This window comes from Sphingomonas sp. DC1600-2 (assembly GCF_049897605.1).
Lineage (GTDB): Bacteria > Pseudomonadota > Alphaproteobacteria > Sphingomonadales > Sphingomonadaceae > Sphingomonas.
Window position 1 is genome coordinate 34,476 of sequence record NZ_JAFCWO010000005.1, and the last position, 18,829, is coordinate 53,304.

The window sequence follows — 18,829 nt, forward strand, 5'->3', positions numbered from 1 at the left end:
GGTATGCGATGCCGCGAACGGCTACCCTTCATGCCGTGAACTTTTTGTGACGTCCAGATGACATTTTGGGCGAGGAGGGGTGCCCCCTCCTCGCGCCAGGGTCAGCGGTAGCAGACCGTCACACGACGGTGATGACGCCATTCGGTGTGGCAGCGCGGACGGTGGCGATCGCCGCCATAATAACGGCCATGGTCGCGCCAGTCGCGACGGTCGCCACGATGATCGTAGCGATGGTCATAACGAGGGCGATCGCCGCGATAGTCCTGCGCGGAGGCTGCAGTGGAAACACCAAGCCCGGCAACCATGAGCCCGGCGGCGATAAGGTGGGTCAGCTTCATGTCCTGTCCTTTCGGCCCGACGATCGGGCGTGGGTCTTCTTTACGCTTTACTGTCGCGATGGTTGCTGAACGCGTTTGTAGGGCTGCGTACAGCTTGGCGCGTTACAGCGCGATGCCGATCCGCGGCGCGAGCGCGACCATGCCGAGATACAGCAATACCGTCAGCGCGCAGCCCAGCCCGAGCGCGGGCCAGAAACCGATGCCTGCACGCAGCAAGGCGGGAATGACGAGGAACATCGGCAGCGACGGCAGCACATACCAGAAGGTCGCCTGGACGTGCGCCGCCATATTGGCGGAGTCGGGCTTCTCGCCCCACAGCCAGATCATGCCGAGCACCGACACCAGCGGCAGCGACGCCACCAGCGCGCCGAACCCCGGATAGCGCTTGGCCAGCGTCGAGGCGATGGCAATCAGGATGCCAGAGATCAGGGCCTTCAGCGCGAGGAACAGCATGGCCCCTATATGCGGCCGGGCGCGGGCGGAGGCCAGCGGCATTGCGCATTGGGCGAAGGTAACGAAGGTAAGCCCATGTCTCCGCGCGGGCGCGTCGAAGCGGTGGCGAGCGACGACGAGCCGTGTGCCTGGGCGCGGTCATTCGGCGTGCTCATCGGGGGCGGGCGTGTCGCCCAGCGCAGCCAGCGCCGCGTGCAAGCTCATGGCATCCGGCTCGACCGGCGGCATCGCGCGCAGCACGGCGAGCACCAGCCGATTGTCGAACGCCTGCCGCACCCCGATCTGTCGCCCGCGATAGAAGATGGGCGTCGCGGTGCCGATGAGCGCGCGTTCGATCGCCAGATCGACTACGCGGTCCCGCCCTTCGCCGAGCGCCGCCTCCCATGCCGCCGCGAAGCTCTCCGCACCGGCGCGCTTGCGCAACGCGTAAGCCGATTTCGCCGACATCCCGACCGCGCCCGCCGCCGCCGACACCATGCCGATGCGGGCGAGCTGCTGGAGGAAGGCGCGCTGGCGCTCGGGCGTCCAGCCGTCATGCCGGGGCGAGGCGCTTGGTACGGGGGTGAAGGCGATGTCCGCGGCCGCGTCTGGCTCGGCGGGCGGCAAGGCGGGATAGGGGCGCATCGCCGATTGTATGTCATAGTGGCAGGTTTGTAGGACAGCGGGATTTTGGGTGGAATTTTCCGGCAGCGCCGTGGGTGTGAAGATATCAGGCGGCGCGACTCCATGTCTCAGCTACCGGGGCACCGCTGAGCCGTTGCTGAGGTGAGGGCGCGTCGCGAGAGAGCGTTTGTTAGGGTGAGCGCGTCACCCCGCCAGCGCCGCGATGACATCCGTCTGCGCGAAATCGTTTCCGACAAACAGCAACGGGCAGTTATGCGCCGTCGCCAGCGCATAGGCGAAGGCGTCGCAGATGTTGAGGGCGGCGGGATGGTGACGTTTGCCCCAGCGGAGATAGGCGCGCACGGCGGCGTAGCCGAGCTCCCCGGTCAGCGGCTCGACGGTCAGCGCGAGGTCGTCGATCAAGCGCGCCATTTCGCCGTGCAATGCGCGACCGGCCGCGACGATCAGGGCTTCGGTCAGGGTCGGTGCCGCGATGCGGATGTCCAGCTCGCGGGCGACGACGGTGCGACACGCGTCGGCTTCGGATTCGCCCAGCAGGATCGCCATCAGCGCCGACGTATCGACGATGATCATGCAGGCAGGCCGTTGTCATCGTACAAATAATCCGCGCTGCGAGCGGCGCTGGGCTTGCCATCGGGGCCGCGTTCGCGCGCCGCCGCTATGGCGCGATCGATGGCATCGAGCCGCCGTTGGCGCACCGCTGCCATATCGACTTCCTCGGTAACGCGCGTCAGCCGCACGGTCGGGTGGCCGCGGCGGGTGAGGGTGATCTCTTCGCCGGCTTCGGCGCGGCGGACGAGGTCGGTGAGTTGGGCTTTGGCGTCGGATACGGAGATGTGCATCGGGCGGGTCCTTCTTGGACCAAGTAGATAGACCATTTTGCGTGTTTGGCCAAGGGCGCGCTTGATACTGCCCCTCTCCCCGACCCTCTCCCCAAGGGGGAGAGGGAGAAGAATTACCCCACCGTCACGAAACTATCCATCACCCGTTTCCGCCCGGCGCTCTCGAAATCGATCTCCAGCTTATTGCCTTCGATTTCGGCGATCAGGCCGTAGCCGAATTTCTGGTGGAACACGCGTAGCCCGACCGCCACGTCCGAGCGGCCCTTATTGCCGAGGCTGATCGCCGAGGCGCGCGATTCCTGCACGCGGGACGGTTCGCGCGAGAAGGTGCGGCTGGTGAAATCGCCGCCGGGCTTGGTGCCGCCGATCCCCGCCGCGCGCTGCCAGCCGGGGCCGCGGCCGGTGCTGCGGGCGACATTGGCGAAGGGGTCGGCGCGTTCGGACCAATTGGCGCGCCACAGGCTCTCGCCGCCCGCCAGACTCGATTCCGCCTCGATATGTTCGGGCGGCAATTCGCCGACGAAGCGGCTGGGGATGCTGCTCGTCCATTGGCCGTAAATGCGGCGGTTCGCGGCGTGGAGGATGATCGCGCGGCGGCGCGCACGGGTGATGGCGACGTAGGCGAGGCGGCGTTCTTCCTCCAGGCTCTTGGTGCCGCCTTCGTCGAGCGCGCGCTGCGACGGGAACAGCCCTTCCTCCCAGCCGACCAGGAACACCGTGTCATATTCCAGCCCCTTGGCGGCGTGGATCGTCATGATCGTGACCTTGGGGTCCTCGGCCGACGCCTCATTGTCCATGACGAGGCTGACATGTTCGAGGAACGCGCCGAGCGTCTCATATTCCTCCATCGCGCGGACGAGTTCGGTGAGGTTTTCGAGCCGACCCGCCGCCTCGACCGATTTCTCGGCCTGGAGTGCGGCGGTATAGCCGCTTTCATCAAGGATGATGCGCGCGAGATCGCCATGCGGCAGCTCGGTCATTTGCGCGCGCCACCGCGCCATATCGATGACGAGATTGCCGAGCGATTTGCGTGCAGCCCCGGTCAGTTCATCGGTGTCGAGCAGTCGCGCGGCGGCGGTGACCAGCGGCACCTGCTGCGCGCGGGCGAGCTGGTGGACCTTGGCGACGGCCTTGTCGCCCAGGCCGCGCTTGGGGACGTTGACGATGCGATCGAAGGCGAGGTCGTCGGCGGGCTGCGCCACCACGCGCAGATAGGCGAGCGCGTCGCGGATTTCGGCGCGTTCGTAGAAGCGAAAACCGCCGATGATGCGATAGGGGATGCCGGTGGCAATGAAGCGGTCTTCGAATTCGCGCGTCTGGTGCTGCGCGCGCACCAGGATGGCGATGTCGTCGAGGCTCTTGCCGGCCCGTTGCGCGCTCTCGATTTCTTCGCCGACGCGGCGCGCTTCCTCGGGGCCGTCCCATACGCCCAGCACCTTGACCTTCTCGCCAGCGTCGAGCTCGGTCCACAATTGCTTGCCGAGGCGGCCGCTATTGTTGGCGATCACGCCCGAGGCGGCGCCGAGGATGTGCGGGGTGGAGCGGTAGTTTTGTTCGAGCCGGATGATCCTGGCACCGGGGAAATCCTTCTCGAACTTCAGGATATTCTCGACCTGCGCGCCGCGCCACGAATAGATCGACTGGTCGTCATCGCCGACACAGGCGATGTTCTTGCGCTCCTGCGCGAGCAGGCGCAGCCACAGATATTGGACGCTGTTGGTGTCCTGATATTCGTCCACCATGATATATTTGAAGCGGCGCTGGTAATCAGCCAGCACATCGCGGTCGCGCTGCAGGATGACGAGCATGTGCAGCAGCAAATCGCCGAAATCGCAGGCGTTGAGCGCGATCAGGCGAGTCTGATAGGCGGCGTAGAGTTCCTGCCCGCGGCCATTGGCGTAAAGCTCGCTTTGGCCCGCGTCGATCTGGGCGGGGGTGAGGCCCTTGTTCTTCCAGCCGTCGATGAGGCCTGCGAGTTGGCGCGCGGGCCAGCGTTTTTCGTCGAGATCGGCGGCCTGGATGAGTTGCTTCAGCAGCCGCAACTGATCGTCGGTGTCGAGGATGGTGAAGTTGCTGTGCAGGCCGACCAGTTCGGCATGGCGGCGCAGCATCTTCGCGCCGATCGCGTGGAAGGTGCCGAGCCACGGCATCCCCTCGACCACATCGCCGACCAGCCGCCCGACGCGGTGGCGCATCTCGCGCGCGGCCTTGTTGGTGAAGGTGACGCTGAGGATCTCGCTCGGCCAGGCTTTGCGCGTGGCGAGCAGATGCGCGAGCCGCGCGGTGAGCGCGGCGGTCTTGCCGGTGCCGGCCCCCGCCAGCACCAGCACCGGGCCTTCGGTGGTCAGCACGGCTTCGCGCTGCTGCGGGTTGAGACCCGCGAGATACGGCGGATCGTGCGGGGTGGGGGCAGGCAGAGTCATCGGTGAACAGGTAGGGAACGCGCGCGGATCGGGCAAGCGCGTCGTATAAGGGGTTTACGTGGCCCGGCTTGGGACGGGGTCGCTGCGCGGCGTATCGATCGCGGTTTCGGCGGCGCGAGCGGCGGCGAGCATACGCATCAGGCCGAGATATTTGTCGGTGGCCGATTCGATCGTGAAGGTGGCAGCGGCGGTGCGGCGCGCGGCGGCGGTGGTGGCCGAATCGGGCGGGATCGTCATCATCGCCTCGGCCAGCGCTACAGCATCGCCGGTTGGGACCAGATGGCCGAGCGTGCCGTGGCCGAGCAGATCGGCCATGCTGCAGCAGCAATCGGTCGCGATGATCGGCAGCCCCGCCGCCAGCGCCTCGATCACCACGGCGGGGACGCCTTCATAATCCGAGGACAGCACAAAGGCGTCGGCCTCGGCCAGCCAGCCGTCGAGCGGATCGACATGTCCCGGCATATAGACGGACCCGGCAATGCCCAGTCGCGCGGCCTGCACCTCGAGCGCGCGACGTTCCGGGCCTTCCCCGAGGATGCGCAGCGTATCGTCGGGCTTGGCGATGCGCGCGAACGCCTCGAGCAGCAGCGCGAAATTCTTCTGCGGAGCAAGGCGGCCGACCGCGAGATAATGGCGGCCCGGTCGCGCACGCACCACGGCGTCGCGCGCGGCCGCCAGACGGCGGAGGTCGGCATCGGCCAGCGCGGGGTCGGCGATCACGCTGATGCGGTTTTGCGGCACGCCGATCAACCGCGCGATTTCGCCGCGCATCGCCGGGGCCATACCGACGAAATGGTCGAGATGGCGGCCCTGGATGCGAAGCCAGCGACGATAGAAATAGCGCAGCGGGGGTGACATGTCGGCGCGGACCAGATCGTTGCTGATCTTCACCACGATCGGCGGACAGGCGCTGCCAAGCGTCAGCTTCAGCGCGACCGCCAGGCTGGTATAGGTATTGCCCGCGCAGAACAGCACGTCAGGGCGCTGGCGCGCGATGATCGCAGGCATGCCGCGCAGCAGCGCCGCGAAGCGCGTAATGCCCCGCGCACGCGGCCGGTGATGGATTTGCGATAAGGCCTGCAAGGCGATTGGTGGCGCGATGCTGGCATCGGCCACGACCATGTGCGCATCGACCCCGGCTGCCGTCCACGCGGCATGCAGCCGCGCGGCGATCCGTTCGACCCCGCCGGGGGCAAAGCTGTTCAGAAAGGTCAGCACACGTAACGGCGCGCGGGTTCGCGCTGTGCGGCTGGAGCCACGGGCAAGATGCAGTTGCGCGCGCTGGCCGATGTCCCCCGGTGCCGAGGCGACGTCAAACATGATGATAGCCCCTCCAGGTCGCCTTCCGCCCAAGGCGTTGCATAAGCGAGCGGGCCGCACTGTGCAAATCGTTCGCCGGACGCAGCGTCCGACAGCACCCGTTTCGCAAATCGGGCCGCTGCAGTGAGCGGCGGCCTGGCCCGAGGAACTGCCTTTGAGGGCTGGCTTTTGGCACTTCAGGCGGGTATCGGGCCACCAACCGCACCGCACGTCATCAACCCGTAACACAACCGAGCGAAGGCCTTCAACGGCATGGCTACCACTTTCCCAGCGTCCCCCGAATCGGCGACGGACGCTTCGCACGGGCCGCGGCTCGATCATCGTTTGCACCCTGCCGGGCGCTGGATTTTCCTGGCGCTGCTGGCGGTGGGGGTCGGCTATGCCGGCTACAGCATCATCGTCGACACCGCTCAGGTGGGCGAGGGGCTGGCGCTCGGCACCTTTGCTTTCCTTGGGCTGGCGCTCTTGATCGCGCTTGGCTTCGAGTTCGTGAACGGCTTCCACGACACCGCCAATGCAGTGGCAACGGTTATTTACACCCATTCGATGCCCGCTGCGCTGGCGGTGGTATGGTCTGGTTTTTTCAACTTCCTGGGCGTGATGCTGTCGAGCGGAGCGGTCGCTTATTCGATCATCACGCTGCTGCCGGTCGACCTCATCCTCCATGTCGGCAGCAATGCCGGCTTTGCGATGATTTTCGCGCTGCTGCTGGCGGCGGTGCTGTGGAATCTGGGCACCTGGTATGTCGGCTTGCCCAATTCATCGAGCCACGCGCTGATCGGATCGATCCTCGGCGTCGGCCTTGCCAACCAGCTTATGACGGCCGGGACCGGCGGCACTTCGGGCGTCGACTGGAGCCAGGCGACCAAGGTTCTGACCGGGCTGTGGATGGCACCGCTGATCGGTTTCGGTGCAGCCTTCCTCTTGCTGCACGTGATGAAACTCGTGCTGCGCAACCCCAAGCTGTACAGCGAGCCCGAGGGCACCGCGCCGCCGCCCAAGGGCATTCGTGCGCTGCTCATCTTCACTTGCACGGCCGTCAGCTTCGCGCATGGCGGCAATGACGGGCAGAAGGGCATGGGGCTGATCATGCTGATCCTGATCGGCTGCGCGCCGACGGCGTATGCGCTCAACCGTACCATGCCGCAGAGCGAGACGCCTGCTTTCGTGGCGAGTGCCAATGCGGCAGCCGCCGCTTTCGCCACCCACGCCGGGTTGCATGATGCGCCGACCGACCTTGACACAGCGCGCACGGTTCTGACGCGGGCATTGCAGGCGCGCCATGCCGATACGCCGCAAGTCTTTGCCGCTGCCGACGCGTTGTCGCGTGATTTGGGGCATCGGATCGGCGCTTACGGGTCGCTCGACAAGGTCCCCGCCGCCGCGACGCCCAATCTGCGCAACGACATGTATCTGGTGCTCGATAGTGCGCGGCTCGCGACCAAGGACAAGGAAGCCTCCGCCAAGATCTTCAGCGCGTCAGAGCTGGCGGCGATCAAGGCGTATCAGACCAATCTCGAAAAGGGCACGCGCTACATTCCGGTGTGGGTCAAGGTGATCGTCGCGCTTGCGCTGGGCCTTGGGACGATGGTCGGCTGGCGGCGGATCGTCATTACCGTTGGCGAGAAGATCGGCAAGTCGCACCTGACCTATGGCATGGGCGCATCGGCCGAGCTGGTTGCGGCGGGAACGATCCTGGCGGCCGAAGTTTACGGCTTGCCGGTGTCGACCACGCACATCCTGTCGTCGGGCGTCGCCGGTGCCTCGGTTGCGAGTGGCGCTGGCTTGCAGCCGCGCACGATCGGTTCGATGGCGCTGGCATGGGTGTTGACGTTGCCCGCCGCGATGGCGCTGGCTGGCGGGCTGTATTGGGTGTTCCTGGGGCTGACCAAGATGTGAGCTTAGCCCCTCTCCCGGCGGGAGAGGGTGGCCGAGCGTAGCTCGGACGGGTGAGGGCGATCGGGCATGCGCCATCCGCGCGTCACCCTCACCCTTCCGGCGCTTTGCGCGCCTCCCTCCCTTTCCCGGTGGGAGAGGGATTGGGGGATTAGACCCGACGCAGCAGCGTGATTCTGGCCTTGCCGTGGACGCGGCTGACGTCTTCCACAAAGCCTGCCACTTCGACCAGTTCGGGCTTGGCGGTTTCGATGCTGATCCAGGTCGCATCGCCGATCCAGCCGAGCCGGGCGAGCTTGTCGAGCGCGACCGCGCCCGCGCCGCTGGCATAAGGCGGGTCCATCACGATCAGGTCGAGCGGGGCGACTGCATGGCCCAGCGCCAGCACCGATTGCGCGCGGACATCGGCACCGATTTCCTTGGCGCCGCCGAGCTTGGTGATGTTGGTGCGCAGCGCGTCGAGCGCGGCCTTGTCCTGTTCGACGAAGATGCACGAGGCGGCACCGCGCGACAGCGCCTCCAGCCCCAGCGCGCCCGATCCGGCAAAGAGATCGGCCACCGCCAGATCCTCGAAACTGCCGAGGCGGCTGGCGAGCATCGAGAACAACGCCTCGCGCACACGGTCTGCGGTGGGACGGGTGGCATCACCCTTCGGCGCGACGATCGGACGACCGCGCCACTTTCCAGCGATGATTCGCATTACTTCCTGGTCCGGCTCTTATGAATCTTGGTGGTGCGCGGCTTGGACGGGCGGGCCATGGCCTTGCCCGGCGTGCGCGGGGTGGATTTGTTGGGGGCGCGTTCGGCGCGTTCCGGGCGTTCGGTCCGCTCGGCCGACTTGGCATCGCGCGGCGGCTTGGCGCGCACGTTGCGGCCGAGTTCGGGGTTGAACACGCGCTTGGGGCGGGTGTCGGCGACGGGCGCGGCAGTGCCGGCCTTGGGCTTGGCGTCGTAGAAACGCTTCACCTTGGTCGCCTTGGTCAGCACCACCGGATCGCGGCCGGGCTGCGCCTGGCGCACCGGCTCGGCAAAGGCCTCCTTGTCGGCACGGTTGGCGGTCGCCTTGGTGATGCGGCGCACCGGGCGTGGCTTGGGCAGCGAGGTGGGGGCGGTGGACTCATTGGGGTTGATGCGCCCGCGCCCGGCAGGGCGGGGCTTCTCGACCAGCTTGGGCGCTTCGCCGCCGCCCTTGCGCGTCGGGTCCTTGCGGAAGGCGACGACGTCATGCTGCTTGATTTCGCCGATTTCGCCTACGGGCAGGTCGCCCAGTACGAACGGACCGTAGCGGGTGCGGATCAGGCGCGAGACCTTGAGCCCGAGATATTCGAGCACGCGGCGCACTTCGCGATTCTTGCCCTCGGTCAGGATCAGTTCGATCCAGACATTGGCGCCGGTGCGGCGTTCGAGATTGGCGTCGATCGCGCCATAGCGAACGCCTTCGATCTCGACGCCGTGGATCAGCTCTTCGAGCTGTTCCTGCGTGATCGGGCCGTAGGCGCGGGCGCGGTAGGCGCGTTCGACGCCGGTTGCGGGCAATTCGAGCTGGCGCTTCAACTCGCCATCGGTGGTGAGCAGCAGCAGCCCCTCGGTCGCGAGATCGAGGCGACCGACGGGTACGAGTCGCGGCAGCCCCTCGGGCAGGCGATCATAGATGGTCGGGCGGCCGGCGGGGTCGCGCTCGGTGACGAGCAGGCCGGGTGGCTTGTGATAGAGGAACAGCCGCGCGGCGGCGGGCGCCTCGACGGGGTCGCCATCGACGGTGACACCGGCGAGCGAGGTGAGGATCGTCGCGGGCGTATCGAGCACCACGCCGTTGAGCGCGACGCGCCCTTCGGCGATCATGCGCTCGACTTCACGACGCGAGGCGACGCCCGCACGGGCGAGGAGCTTGGCGATCCGCTGTTGCTCTTTGGGGCGATCTTTGGGGGGCATTGGTCTTGACACAGCGCCCTGATACCCAATTTGTGGCGCAGCGCGTGCATAAAATAATTTTTGCGTCCTATCTCGTAGCCGAGCGTTCAGGCACGGGTGCGTAACGAGGGCGTGACGCACCGCCGCGGGGCGGGCACAGGGTGGATAGTCAACGATGTTGTTCGCCAGACGAAAGCGGTTGATCTCCAGGCTCTTGCTGGTCGAGGACGAGCCATTGGTCGCCTTCGATACCGAGCATTTCCTGCGCGAGGCGGAATTCGAGATCGTCGCCACCGTCGACCGCGTTGCCGATGCCCTTGCGGTGATCGCCGAGCCGAGCGAAATCGATCTGGTGCTGGTCGATATCAGCCTGGCCGATGGCAGCGGCGTGGACGTGGCGCGCGCCGCACACCGCGTTGGCATTCCGGTGCTGTTCGTCACCGGATCCTGCCCCGATGGCGGGCGCGAGGTCGCCGCCGGATGCCTCGCCAAGCCCTATGCCCAGCGTGACCTGATCGCCGCGATCGCCGCGATCGAATCGGTGCTCGATGGCAGGAAGCCACGGCGCGTGCCGGGCGGGCTGAGCTTGTTTGCGACCGAAGCGCCCAAATCTGCGGTGTGATCGCGCTTCCGCTGGCGCATTTTGGCGCTAGTGTCGCCTGACATCGGCGCAAGGGGCGAAAGACGAATGGACGGCGTGAGCGGGCGTGACCCGAGTTGGTGGGACGGGATCCGGCCGTATCTGGAAAAAGGCCCCTTGGCGGCGCTGGCGCTGGGGATTTCCTCGGGCTTCCCGTTCGCCATGATCGGCGCGACGCTGACGACGCGGCTGGCGCAGGACGGCATCACCAAATCGACCGTCACCGCGTTCAGTCTTGCCTTCCTTGTCTACAATCTCAAATGGCTGTGGGCGTGGATCGTCGATGGCGTGAAGCTGCCGCTGATCGGTCGGCTGGGGCAGCGCGTGTCGTGGCTGATCGTGGCGGGCGTGCTGGTGATCGCGGCGGTCACCAATCTGGCTTTGGTCGACCCCAAAGCCGACATTTATGCCACCGCCATCGCTGCCATCCTCGTTGGTGCAGCGGGGGCGACCTTCGATATCGTGATCGACGCCTATCGCATCGAAATCCTCGAGCCGCGCCAACTGGGAGTGGGTTCGGGCATGTCGCAATATGGCTGGCGGCTGGGCTCGGCGGGCGCGGGCGCGGTGGCGCTGGTGGTCGCGGCGCGGTTCGGCTGGGCCAACGCCTATCTGCTGTGCGCCGCCTTCGCCTTGCCGGCGATGCTGACCGGCCTGATCTGCGGCGAGCCGGAGCGGCACCGCGAGCCGGACAGCGCTGGCGGCCTGCCTAATCTCGGCGCATCGATCCTGGGGCCGTTCGTGCAGTTCTTTCAGCGGCCGGGCGCAGTGCTGGTGCTGCTGTTCATCCTGATTCACAAGATTGGCGACACGCTCGCCAATCTCACCTTCCGCTTGCTGTTCGATTCGCTCAAATTCACCAATGATGAGATTGCCTTTTACGACGTGTGGGTCGGTTTTCTGGCTTTCATGGTCGGCATCTTTGTCGGCGGTATCCTCTACACGCGGCTGGGCATGAAGCGGTCGGTGATGATCTCGCTGGTGCTGATGGCGGTGTCTAATCTCAGCTTTGCGGGCCTCGCGATGCTGGGGCATTCCAACCTGGGCATGGCCGGTGCGATCGGCTTCGAGAATTTCTCGAGCGGGATCGGTGGCGTGACCGTCGTCGCCTATTTCTCGGCGCTGACCAATGCGCGCTTCACCGCCTCGCAATATGCGCTGATCTCGGCGGCGGCGAGCATCGTCGGGCGCGCGGTCACGGGCACGACGGCGGGCGCGCTGATCGATGCGATGGGCTATGTGAATTTCTACCTGCTCACCACCGTGGTCGCGTTGCCGGGCGTGCTGCTGTTCTGGTGGATGAGCCGCACCGGCCTGATCGATGCTTCGATCGGCGAAACCGAAGGCACCGGGGAAGCGGCTGGGTGATGCTTGCTGGAACCGCCTGCGCGATATTCGGTTGAGCGGCAAAGGAGATCGTTCGTGAGCCTGTTCTACCTCCTCACCATCGCCATCCAGGTGCTGTGCGTGATCGATGTGATCCGCAACGGGCGCAATCAATTGTGGATCATGGCGCTGGTGTTCCTGCCGCTCGCCAGCACGATCGCTTATGTCGTGCTGGAGGTCTATCCGCGCTTCCAGGGCAACCGCCATGTCCGCACCGCACGCGCGACGGTGGCGGCGAGGCTTGATCCCGACAAGGAGGTGCGCGCCGCGCGGGGGGCGCTGGCGATGGCGGATACCGTCGCCAACCGCATGCGGCTCGCCGATGCGCTGGCGGCGCAGGGCAATTATGCCGAGGCGTTGCCGCTGTATCGCGAGGCGGCCGAGCGCGGGCCGGTCGATACGCGCAGCGCCGAGAAGCGCGCCCGCGCCGAGTTCGAGACGCACGATCCTGCCGCCGCGCTCGCCACGCTCGACGCCGCGCCGCCCGCCTCGGCACAGAGCGACCGCGACCGGATCGGCCTGCTCCGCGCGCGCATTCTCGATGCGCTGGGGCGCAAGGACGAGGCGCTCGAGCTCTATGCCGATCTCGTCACACGCCTGCCGGGCGAGGAAGGGCGCTGTCGCTATGCCGCGCTGCTGCTCGAACAGGGCTGGGACAAGAAGGCGCGCGAGGTGCTGGAAGAGGTCGAGGCGCGGATGAAGCTGCTCGACCGCCAGCAACGCGCTGCCGAGGCGGAAATGTACCGCTGGGCGATGGCGCGGCTGGGCGAGTTGCGCGCGGTCAAGGCGTAAGCGGCCGCCCGGCATCGGCGAACGCCTGCGCAACGGCGGTGATGCTGGCGAGCACGCCATCGGGGCGGCGCAGGCCGATTAGATCGCCGAGCAACAGGCGGGCGCGATCGGGGGCGGTCTCCACGCGTTCGATGATCTTTAGGATCGTCGCCTCCGACGCGGTCATCCGCATGCAGCAACATGGCGCGATCGTGATCGGGCACGCCGCGCTGTGCGCAAGATCGGCCATCATCGTCCGCAGGAACAGCAGGGGGCGACGAAAATCCTGCCCGAGCGCCTGGAACAGCGCGTGCGCGGCGTGGGCATCGTTGAGGCCGTGCGCGCCCATGCGGCGGAAGGCGAACAACAACAGGCGGCTATTGGGATTGTCGGGCATCGCGTTGGGCAGACTGGCCGAATAACGCGAGGGTGACGTCGGCGCGGAAGACGGGATGGGGGCGATGGTCATGGCGATGCTCCGTTGCAGAGGAGCATCTTCCGAGATTCGCTATTGCAAGTCAATCGCAATAAAGAAGGGTCAGTCGGGCGCTTCGTCGTTCGCCGAGAGCACTTCACCGGCGAGGTAGAGCGAGCCGAGAATCAGCACGATCGGCGGCTCGGCCGGGTCGGCAATCTCGGTGATGTCTAGGAGGGCGCTGGCGACATCGGAGGCGGTATGCGCGGCGAGCCCAAGGTCGTGCGCGATCGCGGCGAGTGCTGTGGGCGCGTGATGCTCATGGCTCGGCACCGGCACGGCATGAAGCGTGGTGGCGACGCGCGCAAAGGGCGCGAGCAGGCCGAGCGGATCCTTATTGGCGAGCATCCCCAGCACCAGATGCACTTCGCTGCGCCCGACGCCGGGATGCGCGATCGCATCGAGCGTGGCGGAGATGGCGGCGGCGGCGGCGGGGTTGTGCCCGCCATCGAGCCAAAGCTGGCTGCCGGGCGGGAGCAGGGCGGTCAGCGGCCCGGCGTGCAGTCGCTGCATCCGCGCGGGCCAGCGCGTGTGGCGCGCAGCGGCGGTATAGGCTTCGGGCGGGATCGGGAGAGCGCTCTGGTGGCGCAGCAAGGCGATGGCGAGCGACAGGTTTTCGGGCTGGTGCGGCCCGGCGAGCGTCGGCAGCGGGGTTTCGATCTGGCCCGCCGTATCGGTATAGATCAGGCGATCGCCATCGACCGTGAAGCGCCAATCGGTGCCTGTGGGCAGGACCGTCGCGCCCGCCGCCTGCGCGACCGCTGCGACGCGCTGCGTGACCGCTTCGGGATAGCGCATCGTGATGAGCGGAACACCGGCTTTGGCGATCCCGGCCTTCTCCCCCGCAATCGCTTCCGCCGTATCCCCAAGAAAGCTCTGATGATCGATGCCGAGCTGCGCGATCCCGGTGGCGATCGGGCGCGCGAGCACGTTGGTCGCGTCCAACCGCCCGCCAAGCCCGACCTCGATGATGCACGCATCCGCGGGCGTCCGGCTGAAGGCTAGGAAAGCGGCGGCGGTGGTGACCTCGAAGAAGCTCGCGCCGATGCCCTCGGCCCCCTCATCGGCGGCGTCGAGAACGTCTTCCAGGAGCGCCGCCAGCGCCTCATCCTCGATCAACCGCCCGGCGAGGCGAATGCGCTCGTTGAAGCGCACGAGATGCGGGCTGGTATAAACGTGCGCGGTAAGCCCCGCCGCCTCGATCGCGCTGCGCAGAAAGGCGCAAGTCGAACCCTTGCCGTTGGTGCCCGCGACATGGATCGTCGGTGGCAGCCGGTCCTGCGGATTGCCGAGCCGGTCGAGCAATACGGTGATGCGCTCCAGCCCGAGAATATCGGCACCGGGTGAAAGCGACCATAAGCGGTCGAGCTGTGCCTGCACGGCGGCGTTAGTGGAGGTGGCGTGGTCAGCCATCAGAAACTCCCCTCGCGCTTGAAGGAGTGCCCAAAGCTCCCCTCCCGCTTGCGGGAGGGGTTGGGGGAGGGGTTGGGAGTACCCAGCAAGGTCACCACCCGCGCGATCTCGGCCACGACCCCATCAAGGTTCCCCAGCACGTCGTTGTTCCAGAAGCGAATGACCTGATACCCTTCGGATTGGAGATAGCGTGTACGCTCTTCGTCCTGCTCGCGCCTGTCGCCATGGGTGTCCCCATCGACTTCGATGATGAGCTTGAGGCTGCGCGCGACGAAATCGCAGATGAACGGGCCGATCGGGACTTGGCGGTTGAAACGGACACCGTCCACCTTGCGCGCACTGATCGCGCGCCACAAGCGGACCTCGGCTGCGGTGGCATTGCCGCGTAGCGCACGGGCTTTGGTCCGTTGCTCCATTCCCTCCCCCAACCCCTCCCGCAAGCGGGAGGGGAGTTTGATGGCGCCCCTCCCGCAAGCGGGAGGGGAGTTTGATGGCGCCCCTCCCGCAAGCGGGAGGGGAGTTTGATGGCCCCTCTCCCGCGCTTCGGCTTCGCCTCGCTTGCCCTCTCCCCGCAAGCGGGGAGAGGGAGATGGATTACGCCGCCTGCTTCGCGCCGCAGAGATAGTCGATCAGGCTCGCCAGCGTCGCGCGCAGGTCGCGGCGGTGCTTCACCATGTCGATCATGCCGTGTTCCAGCAGATATTCGGCGCGCTGGAACCCGTCCGGCAGCTTTTCGCGGATGGTCTGTTCGATCACGCGCTGTCCGGCGAAACCGATCAGCGCGCCGGGCTCGGCAATCTGCACGTCGCCAAGCATCGCATAGCTCGCCGTCACGCCGCCCGTGGTCGGGTCGGTCAGCACGACGATATAGGGCAGGCCGGCATCATGCAGCATGGCGATCGCCACGGTCGCGCGCGGCATTTGCATCAGGCTGAGAATGCCCTCCTGCATGCGTGCGCCCCCGGCGGCGGTGAAGATGATGTAGGGGCAGTTGTCGGCAATTGCGGTCTCGACGCCGCGCACGAACGCTTCGCCGACCGCCATGCCCATCGACCCGCCCATGAAGGCGAAGTCCTGCACGCCGATCACGGCCTTATGCCCCTCGATCGTGCCGCGCGCGGTGATCAGCGCGTCGCCTTCCGAGGTGGCAGCACGCGCCGCCTTGATGCGATCGACATAGCGCTTGGTATCGCGGAACTTCAGCGGATCGTCGGGCACCTTGGCCAGCGGCACGATGCTGTAGCTGCCCGCGTCGAACACATATTGGAAGCGCAGCAACGGCCCGATGCGATCATGATGGTCGCAATGCGGGCAGACGTAGAGATTGTCCTCCAGCTCCTTGACGAAGGTCATCGTCCCGCAGCCCTTGCACTTGTGCCAAAGGTTGTCGGGCGTGTCCTTCTTGACGGGGACAACATAAGCGAGCGCATTGCGCACGCTGGTAAGCCAGCTCATGCGAGTTCCTTCCGGGCGGCGTGAATCGCCTGCGACAGGGATTGAATATAGGTGCGCACCGCATCGGGTGCAGCGGCGCCGTGCTGGCCGACCAGATCGACGATCGCCGATCCGACCACCACGCCGTCCGCCACGCGCGCGATTGCGGCGGCTTGTTCGGGGGTGCGCACGCCGAAGCCGACCACGACCGGCAGATCGGTATGCGCCTTCAGCCGCGTGACCGCCGCGTCGATCGAAGTCTGCGCGGCCTGTTGCAGCCCGGTGATGCCGGCGACCGACACGTAATAGAGGAAGCCGCTCGCCCCCTCCAGCACGGTCGGCAGGCGGGTGGCATCGGTGGTCGGCGTGGCGAGGCGGATCTGGTCGATGCCGACCGCGCGCAGCGCCGGGCCGAGTTCGGGGTCTTCCTCGGGCGGGATGTCGACGCAAATCACGCCATCGACCCCGGCATCGCACGCGGCCTCGGCGAACCATGTGCCGCCGCGGATCGTCATCGGGTTGGCATAGCCCATCAGCACCAGCGGCACGTGCGGGTGGCGCGCGCGGAAACTCTTGGCGATGGCGAGGATGTCGGCAGTGCGCGTGCCCGCCGCCAGACTGCGGATATTGGCGGCCTGGATCGCGGGGCCATCGGCCATTGGATCGGTGAACGGCATGCCCAGCTCGATCACGTCCGCTCCGCCTTCGACAAGGGCGTTGAGGATGGCGGGGGTGGCGTCCGGGGTGGGGTCGCCCGCGGTGACGAAGGCTACGAGCGCGGGGTGGCCTTTGGTGAAGGCATCGGCGAGGCGGGTCATTCTGAGTCCTTGCGCTCTACTACCAGAATTCGCGCGGGCCCAACCGGGTGCGCGACATGTTCGTCGCCATCTTCGACCGAGACGCCGTCCCCGGCATGAAGCCGAACGACCTGCTCCACGCCATCTTCGCGATAATGCATGTCGACCACGCCTTCGAGCACGGCGAACACTTCACGGCCGGTATTGCGGTGCCAGCGATAGGGCTGGTCGGTCCAGTGTAGACGGACTGCCACGTCGCCGAAATCGCCCAGCAAGCTGCTGCCCCAGGCGCGATCGGCGGTGAAGGCCTTTGCGGAAAAGGGTTTCATTGCTTAGCCCTCTCCCCTTCAGGGGAGAGGGTTGGGAGAGGGGAAGTGGCGACGGCGCTCACAATCGTCAGCAACACACCCTCAAGGTTGGTCATGACGTCGATGTTCGAGAATCGGATCACGCGATAGCCTTGTTCTTGGAGAAAATGCGTTCGGGCTTCATCATAGCCTTCTTGTCCGGCGTGGGTGTCGCCGTCCAGTTCTATCACCAGCATCGGGTCGCGTGCCGCGAAGTCCGCGATATAGCGGCCAATGACCTTTTGACGACGGAATTTGACGTTTTCGAAGCGCTTGGCCCGTAGCGCGAGCCAGAGGCGTTGCTCTGGTTCGGAGGGCTCTTTGCGCATCGCTTTGGCGAAGGCGGTCAGTCTGGCGTCGCGCACCTGACTTCCCCTCTCCCAACCCTCTCCCCTGAAGGGGAGAGGGCTTTTGCGCTCATATCTTCACCCCCAGCGCCTCGGCGACGGTGAAGATGTCCTTGTCGCCACGCCCGCACAAATTCGCGAGGATGATCTGGTCGCTATCCATTTCGCGCGCGCGCTTGGCGACTGCGGCGATGGCGTGGGATGGCTCCAAAGCGGGGATGATGCCCTCGGTCCGGCACAGTAACTGGAACGCATCCAGCGCCTCGGTATCGGTGATCGCGGTATATTCCACCCGGCCGATCGAGTGCAGCCAGCTATGTTCGGGGCCGATGCCCGGATAATCGAGCCCGGCCGAGATCGAATGCGCCTCGGTGATTTGGCCGTCTTCGTCCTGCAGCAAATAGGTCTTGTTGCCGTGGAGGATGCCCGGCGCGCCACCGGCGAGGCTGGCGGCATGTTCCTTGTCGAGCCCGCGCCCGGCGGCTTCGACGCCCAGCATCATCACATCGCCATCGTCGAGGAACGGGTGGAACAGCCCGATCGCATTCGATCCGCCGCCGATTGCCGCGACCAGCAAATCGGGCAGGCGGTTGATGCGGCTGAGCATCTGCGCGCGCGCCTCGATGCCGATCACGCTTTGGAAATCGCGGACCATTTCGGGGTAGGGGTGTGGGCCTGCCGCCGTGCCGATGATGTAGAACGTGTCGTGGACGTTGGCGACCCAGTCGCGCATCCCCTCGTTCATCGCATCCTTCAGCGAATGCGATCCGCTCGTCACCGGGCGCACTTCGGCCCCCAGCAGCTTCATGCGGAACACGTTGGGTGCCTGCCGCTCAATATCCTTGGCGCCCATATAGATCACGCACGGCAGCCCGAAGCGCGCGCAGACGGTCGCGGTGGCGACGCCGTGCTGGCCCGCGCCCGTCTCGGCGATGATGCGCGTCTTGCCCATGCGTATCGCGAGCAGGATCTGCCCGATGCAATTGTTGATCTTGTGCGCGCCGGTATGGTTGAGCTCGTCGCGCTTGAACCACACTTGCGCACCTTTGCCCTCGGGCGCGCCTTCGCGCAGCGCCTCGGTCAGCCGCTCGGCATAATAAAGCGGGCTGGGGCGGCCGACATAATGTTCGAGCAGATCATCGAACTGCGCCTTGAAAGCCGGGTCGGCCTTGGCCGCGCGATAGGCGGTGTCGAGTTCCAGCACGAGCGGCATCAGCGTCTCGGCGACATAGCGGCCGCCGAATTCGCCGAAATGCCCGCGCTCGTCGGGCTGGGTGCGGAAGGAGTTGTGGGCGGTCATGGGGTGCGTTTAGCATCTCGGGCGGGTGTGTCGAGCGACTCCCGCCACCGTCATGCCGGGCTTGTCCCGGCATCCACCGGGCAGCGCCTTCTGCCGGTAGAGGTCTTGGATC

At 66.4% G+C, this 18,829-nt stretch carries 21 protein-coding genes; 4 read left to right on the top strand and 17 right to left on the bottom strand.

Annotated features, from left to right (window positions below; all coding sequences use genetic code 11):
- Positions 1-101: 101 nt before the first annotated feature.
- The 7 genes from ACP7BL_RS11600 to ACP7BL_RS11630 all read right to left on the bottom strand — a co-directional run bounded on the left by ACP7BL_RS11600 (position 102) and on the right by ACP7BL_RS11630 (position 6,000).
- Positions 102-338: a hypothetical protein gene (locus ACP7BL_RS11600; RefSeq protein WP_033965773.1), complete on the bottom strand. Its 237-nt coding sequence runs from the start codon at positions 336-338 to the stop codon at positions 102-104.
- Positions 339-440: 102 nt separating this feature from the next.
- A complete protein-coding gene (locus ACP7BL_RS11605; RefSeq protein ID WP_126845317.1) occupies positions 441-791 on the bottom strand; it encodes a DUF3147 family protein in 351 nt (116 codons plus the stop codon).
- A gap of 138 nt (positions 792-929) precedes the next feature.
- On the bottom strand, positions 930-1,415 hold the full coding sequence (locus ACP7BL_RS11610; RefSeq protein ID WP_426258383.1) for a hypothetical protein: 486 nt from the start codon (positions 1,413-1,415) through the stop codon (positions 930-932).
- 183 nt (positions 1,416-1,598) lie between these two features.
- Positions 1,599-1,988 carry a type II toxin-antitoxin system VapC family toxin gene (locus ACP7BL_RS11615; protein ID WP_426258384.1) on the bottom strand — a complete coding sequence of 130 codons (390 nt, stop codon included), beginning with the start codon at positions 1,986-1,988 and terminating at the stop codon, positions 1,599-1,601.
- A complete protein-coding gene (locus ACP7BL_RS11620) occupies positions 1,985-2,257 on the bottom strand; it encodes a type II toxin-antitoxin system Phd/YefM family antitoxin (RefSeq protein WP_126845320.1) in 273 nt (90 codons plus the stop codon). Before ACP7BL_RS11620 ends, ACP7BL_RS11615 begins: the two co-directional genes overlap by 4 nt.
- Before the next feature lie 113 nt (positions 2,258-2,370).
- Entirely contained in the window at positions 2,371-4,680 is a 2,310-nt protein-coding gene (locus tag ACP7BL_RS11625; protein WP_426258385.1) for an ATP-dependent helicase, read from the bottom strand.
- A 54-nt stretch (positions 4,681-4,734) separates the two neighbouring features.
- Positions 4,735-6,000, bottom strand: a complete 1,266-nt coding sequence (locus ACP7BL_RS11630) for a glycosyltransferase (RefSeq protein ID WP_341203651.1) — start codon at positions 5,998-6,000, stop codon at positions 4,735-4,737.
- A 252-nt stretch (positions 6,001-6,252) separates the two neighbouring features.
- Here ACP7BL_RS11630 and ACP7BL_RS11635 point away from each other — a divergent pair, with 252 nt between their 5' ends.
- Positions 6,253-7,899 carry an inorganic phosphate transporter gene (locus ACP7BL_RS11635; protein ID WP_426258386.1) on the top strand — a complete coding sequence of 549 codons (1,647 nt, stop codon included), beginning with the start codon at positions 6,253-6,255 and terminating at the stop codon, positions 7,897-7,899.
- Between the two features lie 148 nt (positions 7,900-8,047).
- Here ACP7BL_RS11635 and rsmD read toward each other — a convergent pair whose 3' ends face one another.
- Both rsmD and ACP7BL_RS11645 read right to left on the bottom strand, forming a co-directional pair.
- A complete protein-coding gene (gene rsmD, locus ACP7BL_RS11640; RefSeq protein WP_126845323.1) occupies positions 8,048-8,596 on the bottom strand; it encodes a 16S rRNA (guanine(966)-N(2))-methyltransferase RsmD in 549 nt (182 codons plus the stop codon).
- Positions 8,596-9,828 (bottom strand): pseudouridine synthase, encoded by a 1,233-nt coding sequence (locus ACP7BL_RS11645; RefSeq protein ID WP_426258387.1) that lies wholly within the window; start codon positions 9,826-9,828, stop codon positions 8,596-8,598. The genes rsmD and ACP7BL_RS11645 overlap by 1 nt, the downstream gene beginning before the upstream one ends.
- Positions 9,829-9,982: 154 nt before the next feature.
- Here ACP7BL_RS11645 and ACP7BL_RS11650 point away from each other — a divergent pair, with 154 nt between their 5' ends.
- The 3 genes from ACP7BL_RS11650 to ACP7BL_RS11660 all read left to right on the top strand — a co-directional run bounded on the left by ACP7BL_RS11650 (position 9,983) and on the right by ACP7BL_RS11660 (position 12,625).
- Positions 9,983-10,429: a response regulator gene (locus ACP7BL_RS11650; protein WP_426258388.1), complete on the top strand. Its 447-nt coding sequence runs from the start codon at positions 9,983-9,985 to the stop codon at positions 10,427-10,429.
- A 66-nt stretch (positions 10,430-10,495) separates the two neighbouring features.
- The gene (locus tag ACP7BL_RS11655) at positions 10,496-11,815 is read left to right on the top strand and encodes an AmpG family muropeptide MFS transporter (protein WP_426258389.1); all 1,320 of its coding nucleotides are present in this window, start codon (positions 10,496-10,498) and stop codon (positions 11,813-11,815) included.
- A 54-nt stretch (positions 11,816-11,869) separates the two neighbouring features.
- The gene (locus ACP7BL_RS11660; protein ID WP_426258390.1) at positions 11,870-12,625 is read left to right on the top strand and encodes a tetratricopeptide repeat protein; all 756 of its coding nucleotides are present in this window, start codon (positions 11,870-11,872) and stop codon (positions 12,623-12,625) included.
- Here the strand turns inward: ACP7BL_RS11660 and ACP7BL_RS11665 are convergent.
- From ACP7BL_RS11665 to trpB, 8 genes are all read right to left on the bottom strand, one after another.
- Positions 12,615-13,073, bottom strand: a complete 459-nt coding sequence (locus ACP7BL_RS11665) for a DUF6628 family protein (RefSeq protein WP_426258391.1) — start codon at positions 13,071-13,073, stop codon at positions 12,615-12,617. The two genes, ACP7BL_RS11660 and ACP7BL_RS11665, sit on opposite strands and share 11 nt — an antisense overlap.
- A 69-nt stretch (positions 13,074-13,142) precedes the next feature.
- The gene (locus tag ACP7BL_RS11670; protein WP_426258392.1) at positions 13,143-14,492 is read right to left on the bottom strand and encodes a bifunctional folylpolyglutamate synthase/dihydrofolate synthase; all 1,350 of its coding nucleotides are present in this window, start codon (positions 14,490-14,492) and stop codon (positions 13,143-13,145) included.
- Positions 14,492-14,908, bottom strand: a complete 417-nt coding sequence (locus tag ACP7BL_RS11675; protein WP_426258393.1) for an endonuclease domain-containing protein — start codon at positions 14,906-14,908, stop codon at positions 14,492-14,494. Before ACP7BL_RS11675 ends, ACP7BL_RS11670 begins: the two co-directional genes overlap by 1 nt.
- Before the next feature lie 178 nt (positions 14,909-15,086).
- Complete coding sequence (gene accD, locus ACP7BL_RS11680; RefSeq protein ID WP_426258394.1) at positions 15,087-15,947, bottom strand: acetyl-CoA carboxylase, carboxyltransferase subunit beta; 861 nt, start codon at positions 15,945-15,947, stop codon at positions 15,087-15,089.
- Positions 15,944-16,744: a tryptophan synthase subunit alpha gene (gene trpA, locus ACP7BL_RS11685; protein WP_426258395.1), complete on the bottom strand. Its 801-nt coding sequence runs from the start codon at positions 16,742-16,744 to the stop codon at positions 15,944-15,946. The genes accD and trpA overlap by 4 nt, the downstream gene beginning before the upstream one ends.
- Positions 16,741-17,052 carry a cupin domain-containing protein gene (locus ACP7BL_RS11690; protein WP_010408264.1) on the bottom strand — a complete coding sequence of 104 codons (312 nt, stop codon included), beginning with the start codon at positions 17,050-17,052 and terminating at the stop codon, positions 16,741-16,743. Before ACP7BL_RS11690 ends, trpA begins: the two co-directional genes overlap by 4 nt.
- Positions 17,049-17,399 (bottom strand): endonuclease domain-containing protein, encoded by a 351-nt coding sequence (locus ACP7BL_RS11695; protein ID WP_426258453.1) that lies wholly within the window; start codon positions 17,397-17,399, stop codon positions 17,049-17,051. The genes ACP7BL_RS11690 and ACP7BL_RS11695 overlap by 4 nt, the downstream gene beginning before the upstream one ends.
- Before the next feature lie 88 nt (positions 17,400-17,487).
- A complete protein-coding gene (gene trpB, locus ACP7BL_RS11700; RefSeq protein ID WP_426258396.1) occupies positions 17,488-18,717 on the bottom strand; it encodes a tryptophan synthase subunit beta in 1,230 nt (409 codons plus the stop codon).
- Positions 18,718-18,829: the final 112 nt, after the last annotated feature.

Bases quoted from the DNA above. Each gene is read 5' to 3' on its own strand.
- ACP7BL_RS11600 (WP_033965773.1), bottom strand. From the start codon at position 338: ATGAAGCTGACCCACCTTATCGCCGCCGGGCTCATGGTTGCCGGGCTT.
- ACP7BL_RS11605 (WP_126845317.1), bottom strand. From the start codon at position 791: ATGCTGTTCCTCGCGCTGAAGGCCCTGATCTCTGGCATCCTGATTGCC.
- ACP7BL_RS11610 (WP_426258383.1), bottom strand. From the start codon at position 1,415: ATGCGCCCCTATCCCGCCTTGCCGCCCGCCGAGCCAGACGCGGCCGCG.
- ACP7BL_RS11615 (WP_426258384.1), bottom strand. From the start codon at position 1,988: ATGATCATCGTCGATACGTCGGCGCTGATGGCGATCCTGCTGGGCGAA.
- ACP7BL_RS11620 (WP_126845320.1), bottom strand. From the start codon at position 2,257: ATGCACATCTCCGTATCCGACGCCAAAGCCCAACTCACCGACCTCGTC.
- ACP7BL_RS11625 (WP_426258385.1), bottom strand. From the start codon at position 4,680: ATGACTCTGCCTGCCCCCACCCCGCACGATCCGCCGTATCTCGCGGGT.
- ACP7BL_RS11630 (WP_341203651.1), bottom strand. From the start codon at position 6,000: ATGTTTGACGTCGCCTCGGCACCGGGGGACATCGGCCAGCGCGCGCAA.
- ACP7BL_RS11635 (WP_426258386.1), top strand. From the start codon at position 6,253: ATGGCTACCACTTTCCCAGCGTCCCCCGAATCGGCGACGGACGCTTCG.
- rsmD (WP_126845323.1), bottom strand. From the start codon at position 8,596: ATGCGAATCATCGCTGGAAAGTGGCGCGGTCGTCCGATCGTCGCGCCG.
- ACP7BL_RS11645 (WP_426258387.1), bottom strand. From the start codon at position 9,828: ATGCCCCCCAAAGATCGCCCCAAAGAGCAACAGCGGATCGCCAAGCTC.
- ACP7BL_RS11650 (WP_426258388.1), top strand. From the start codon at position 9,983: ATGTTGTTCGCCAGACGAAAGCGGTTGATCTCCAGGCTCTTGCTGGTC.
- ACP7BL_RS11655 (WP_426258389.1), top strand. From the start codon at position 10,496: ATGGACGGCGTGAGCGGGCGTGACCCGAGTTGGTGGGACGGGATCCGG.
- ACP7BL_RS11665 (WP_426258391.1), bottom strand. From the start codon at position 13,073: ATGACCATCGCCCCCATCCCGTCTTCCGCGCCGACGTCACCCTCGCGT.
- ACP7BL_RS11670 (WP_426258392.1), bottom strand. From the start codon at position 14,492: ATGGCTGACCACGCCACCTCCACTAACGCCGCCGTGCAGGCACAGCTC.
- ACP7BL_RS11675 (WP_426258393.1), bottom strand. From the start codon at position 14,908: ATGGAGCAACGGACCAAAGCCCGTGCGCTACGCGGCAATGCCACCGCA.
- accD (WP_426258394.1), bottom strand. From the start codon at position 15,947: ATGAGCTGGCTTACCAGCGTGCGCAATGCGCTCGCTTATGTTGTCCCC.
- trpA (WP_426258395.1), bottom strand. From the start codon at position 16,744: ATGACCCGCCTCGCCGATGCCTTCACCAAAGGCCACCCCGCGCTCGTA.
- ACP7BL_RS11690 (WP_010408264.1), bottom strand. From the start codon at position 17,052: ATGAAACCCTTTTCCGCAAAGGCCTTCACCGCCGATCGCGCCTGGGGC.
- ACP7BL_RS11695 (WP_426258453.1), bottom strand. From the start codon at position 17,399: ATGCGCAAAGAGCCCTCCGAACCAGAGCAACGCCTCTGGCTCGCGCTA.
- trpB (WP_426258396.1), bottom strand. From the start codon at position 18,717: ATGACCGCCCACAACTCCTTCCGCACCCAGCCCGACGAGCGCGGGCAT.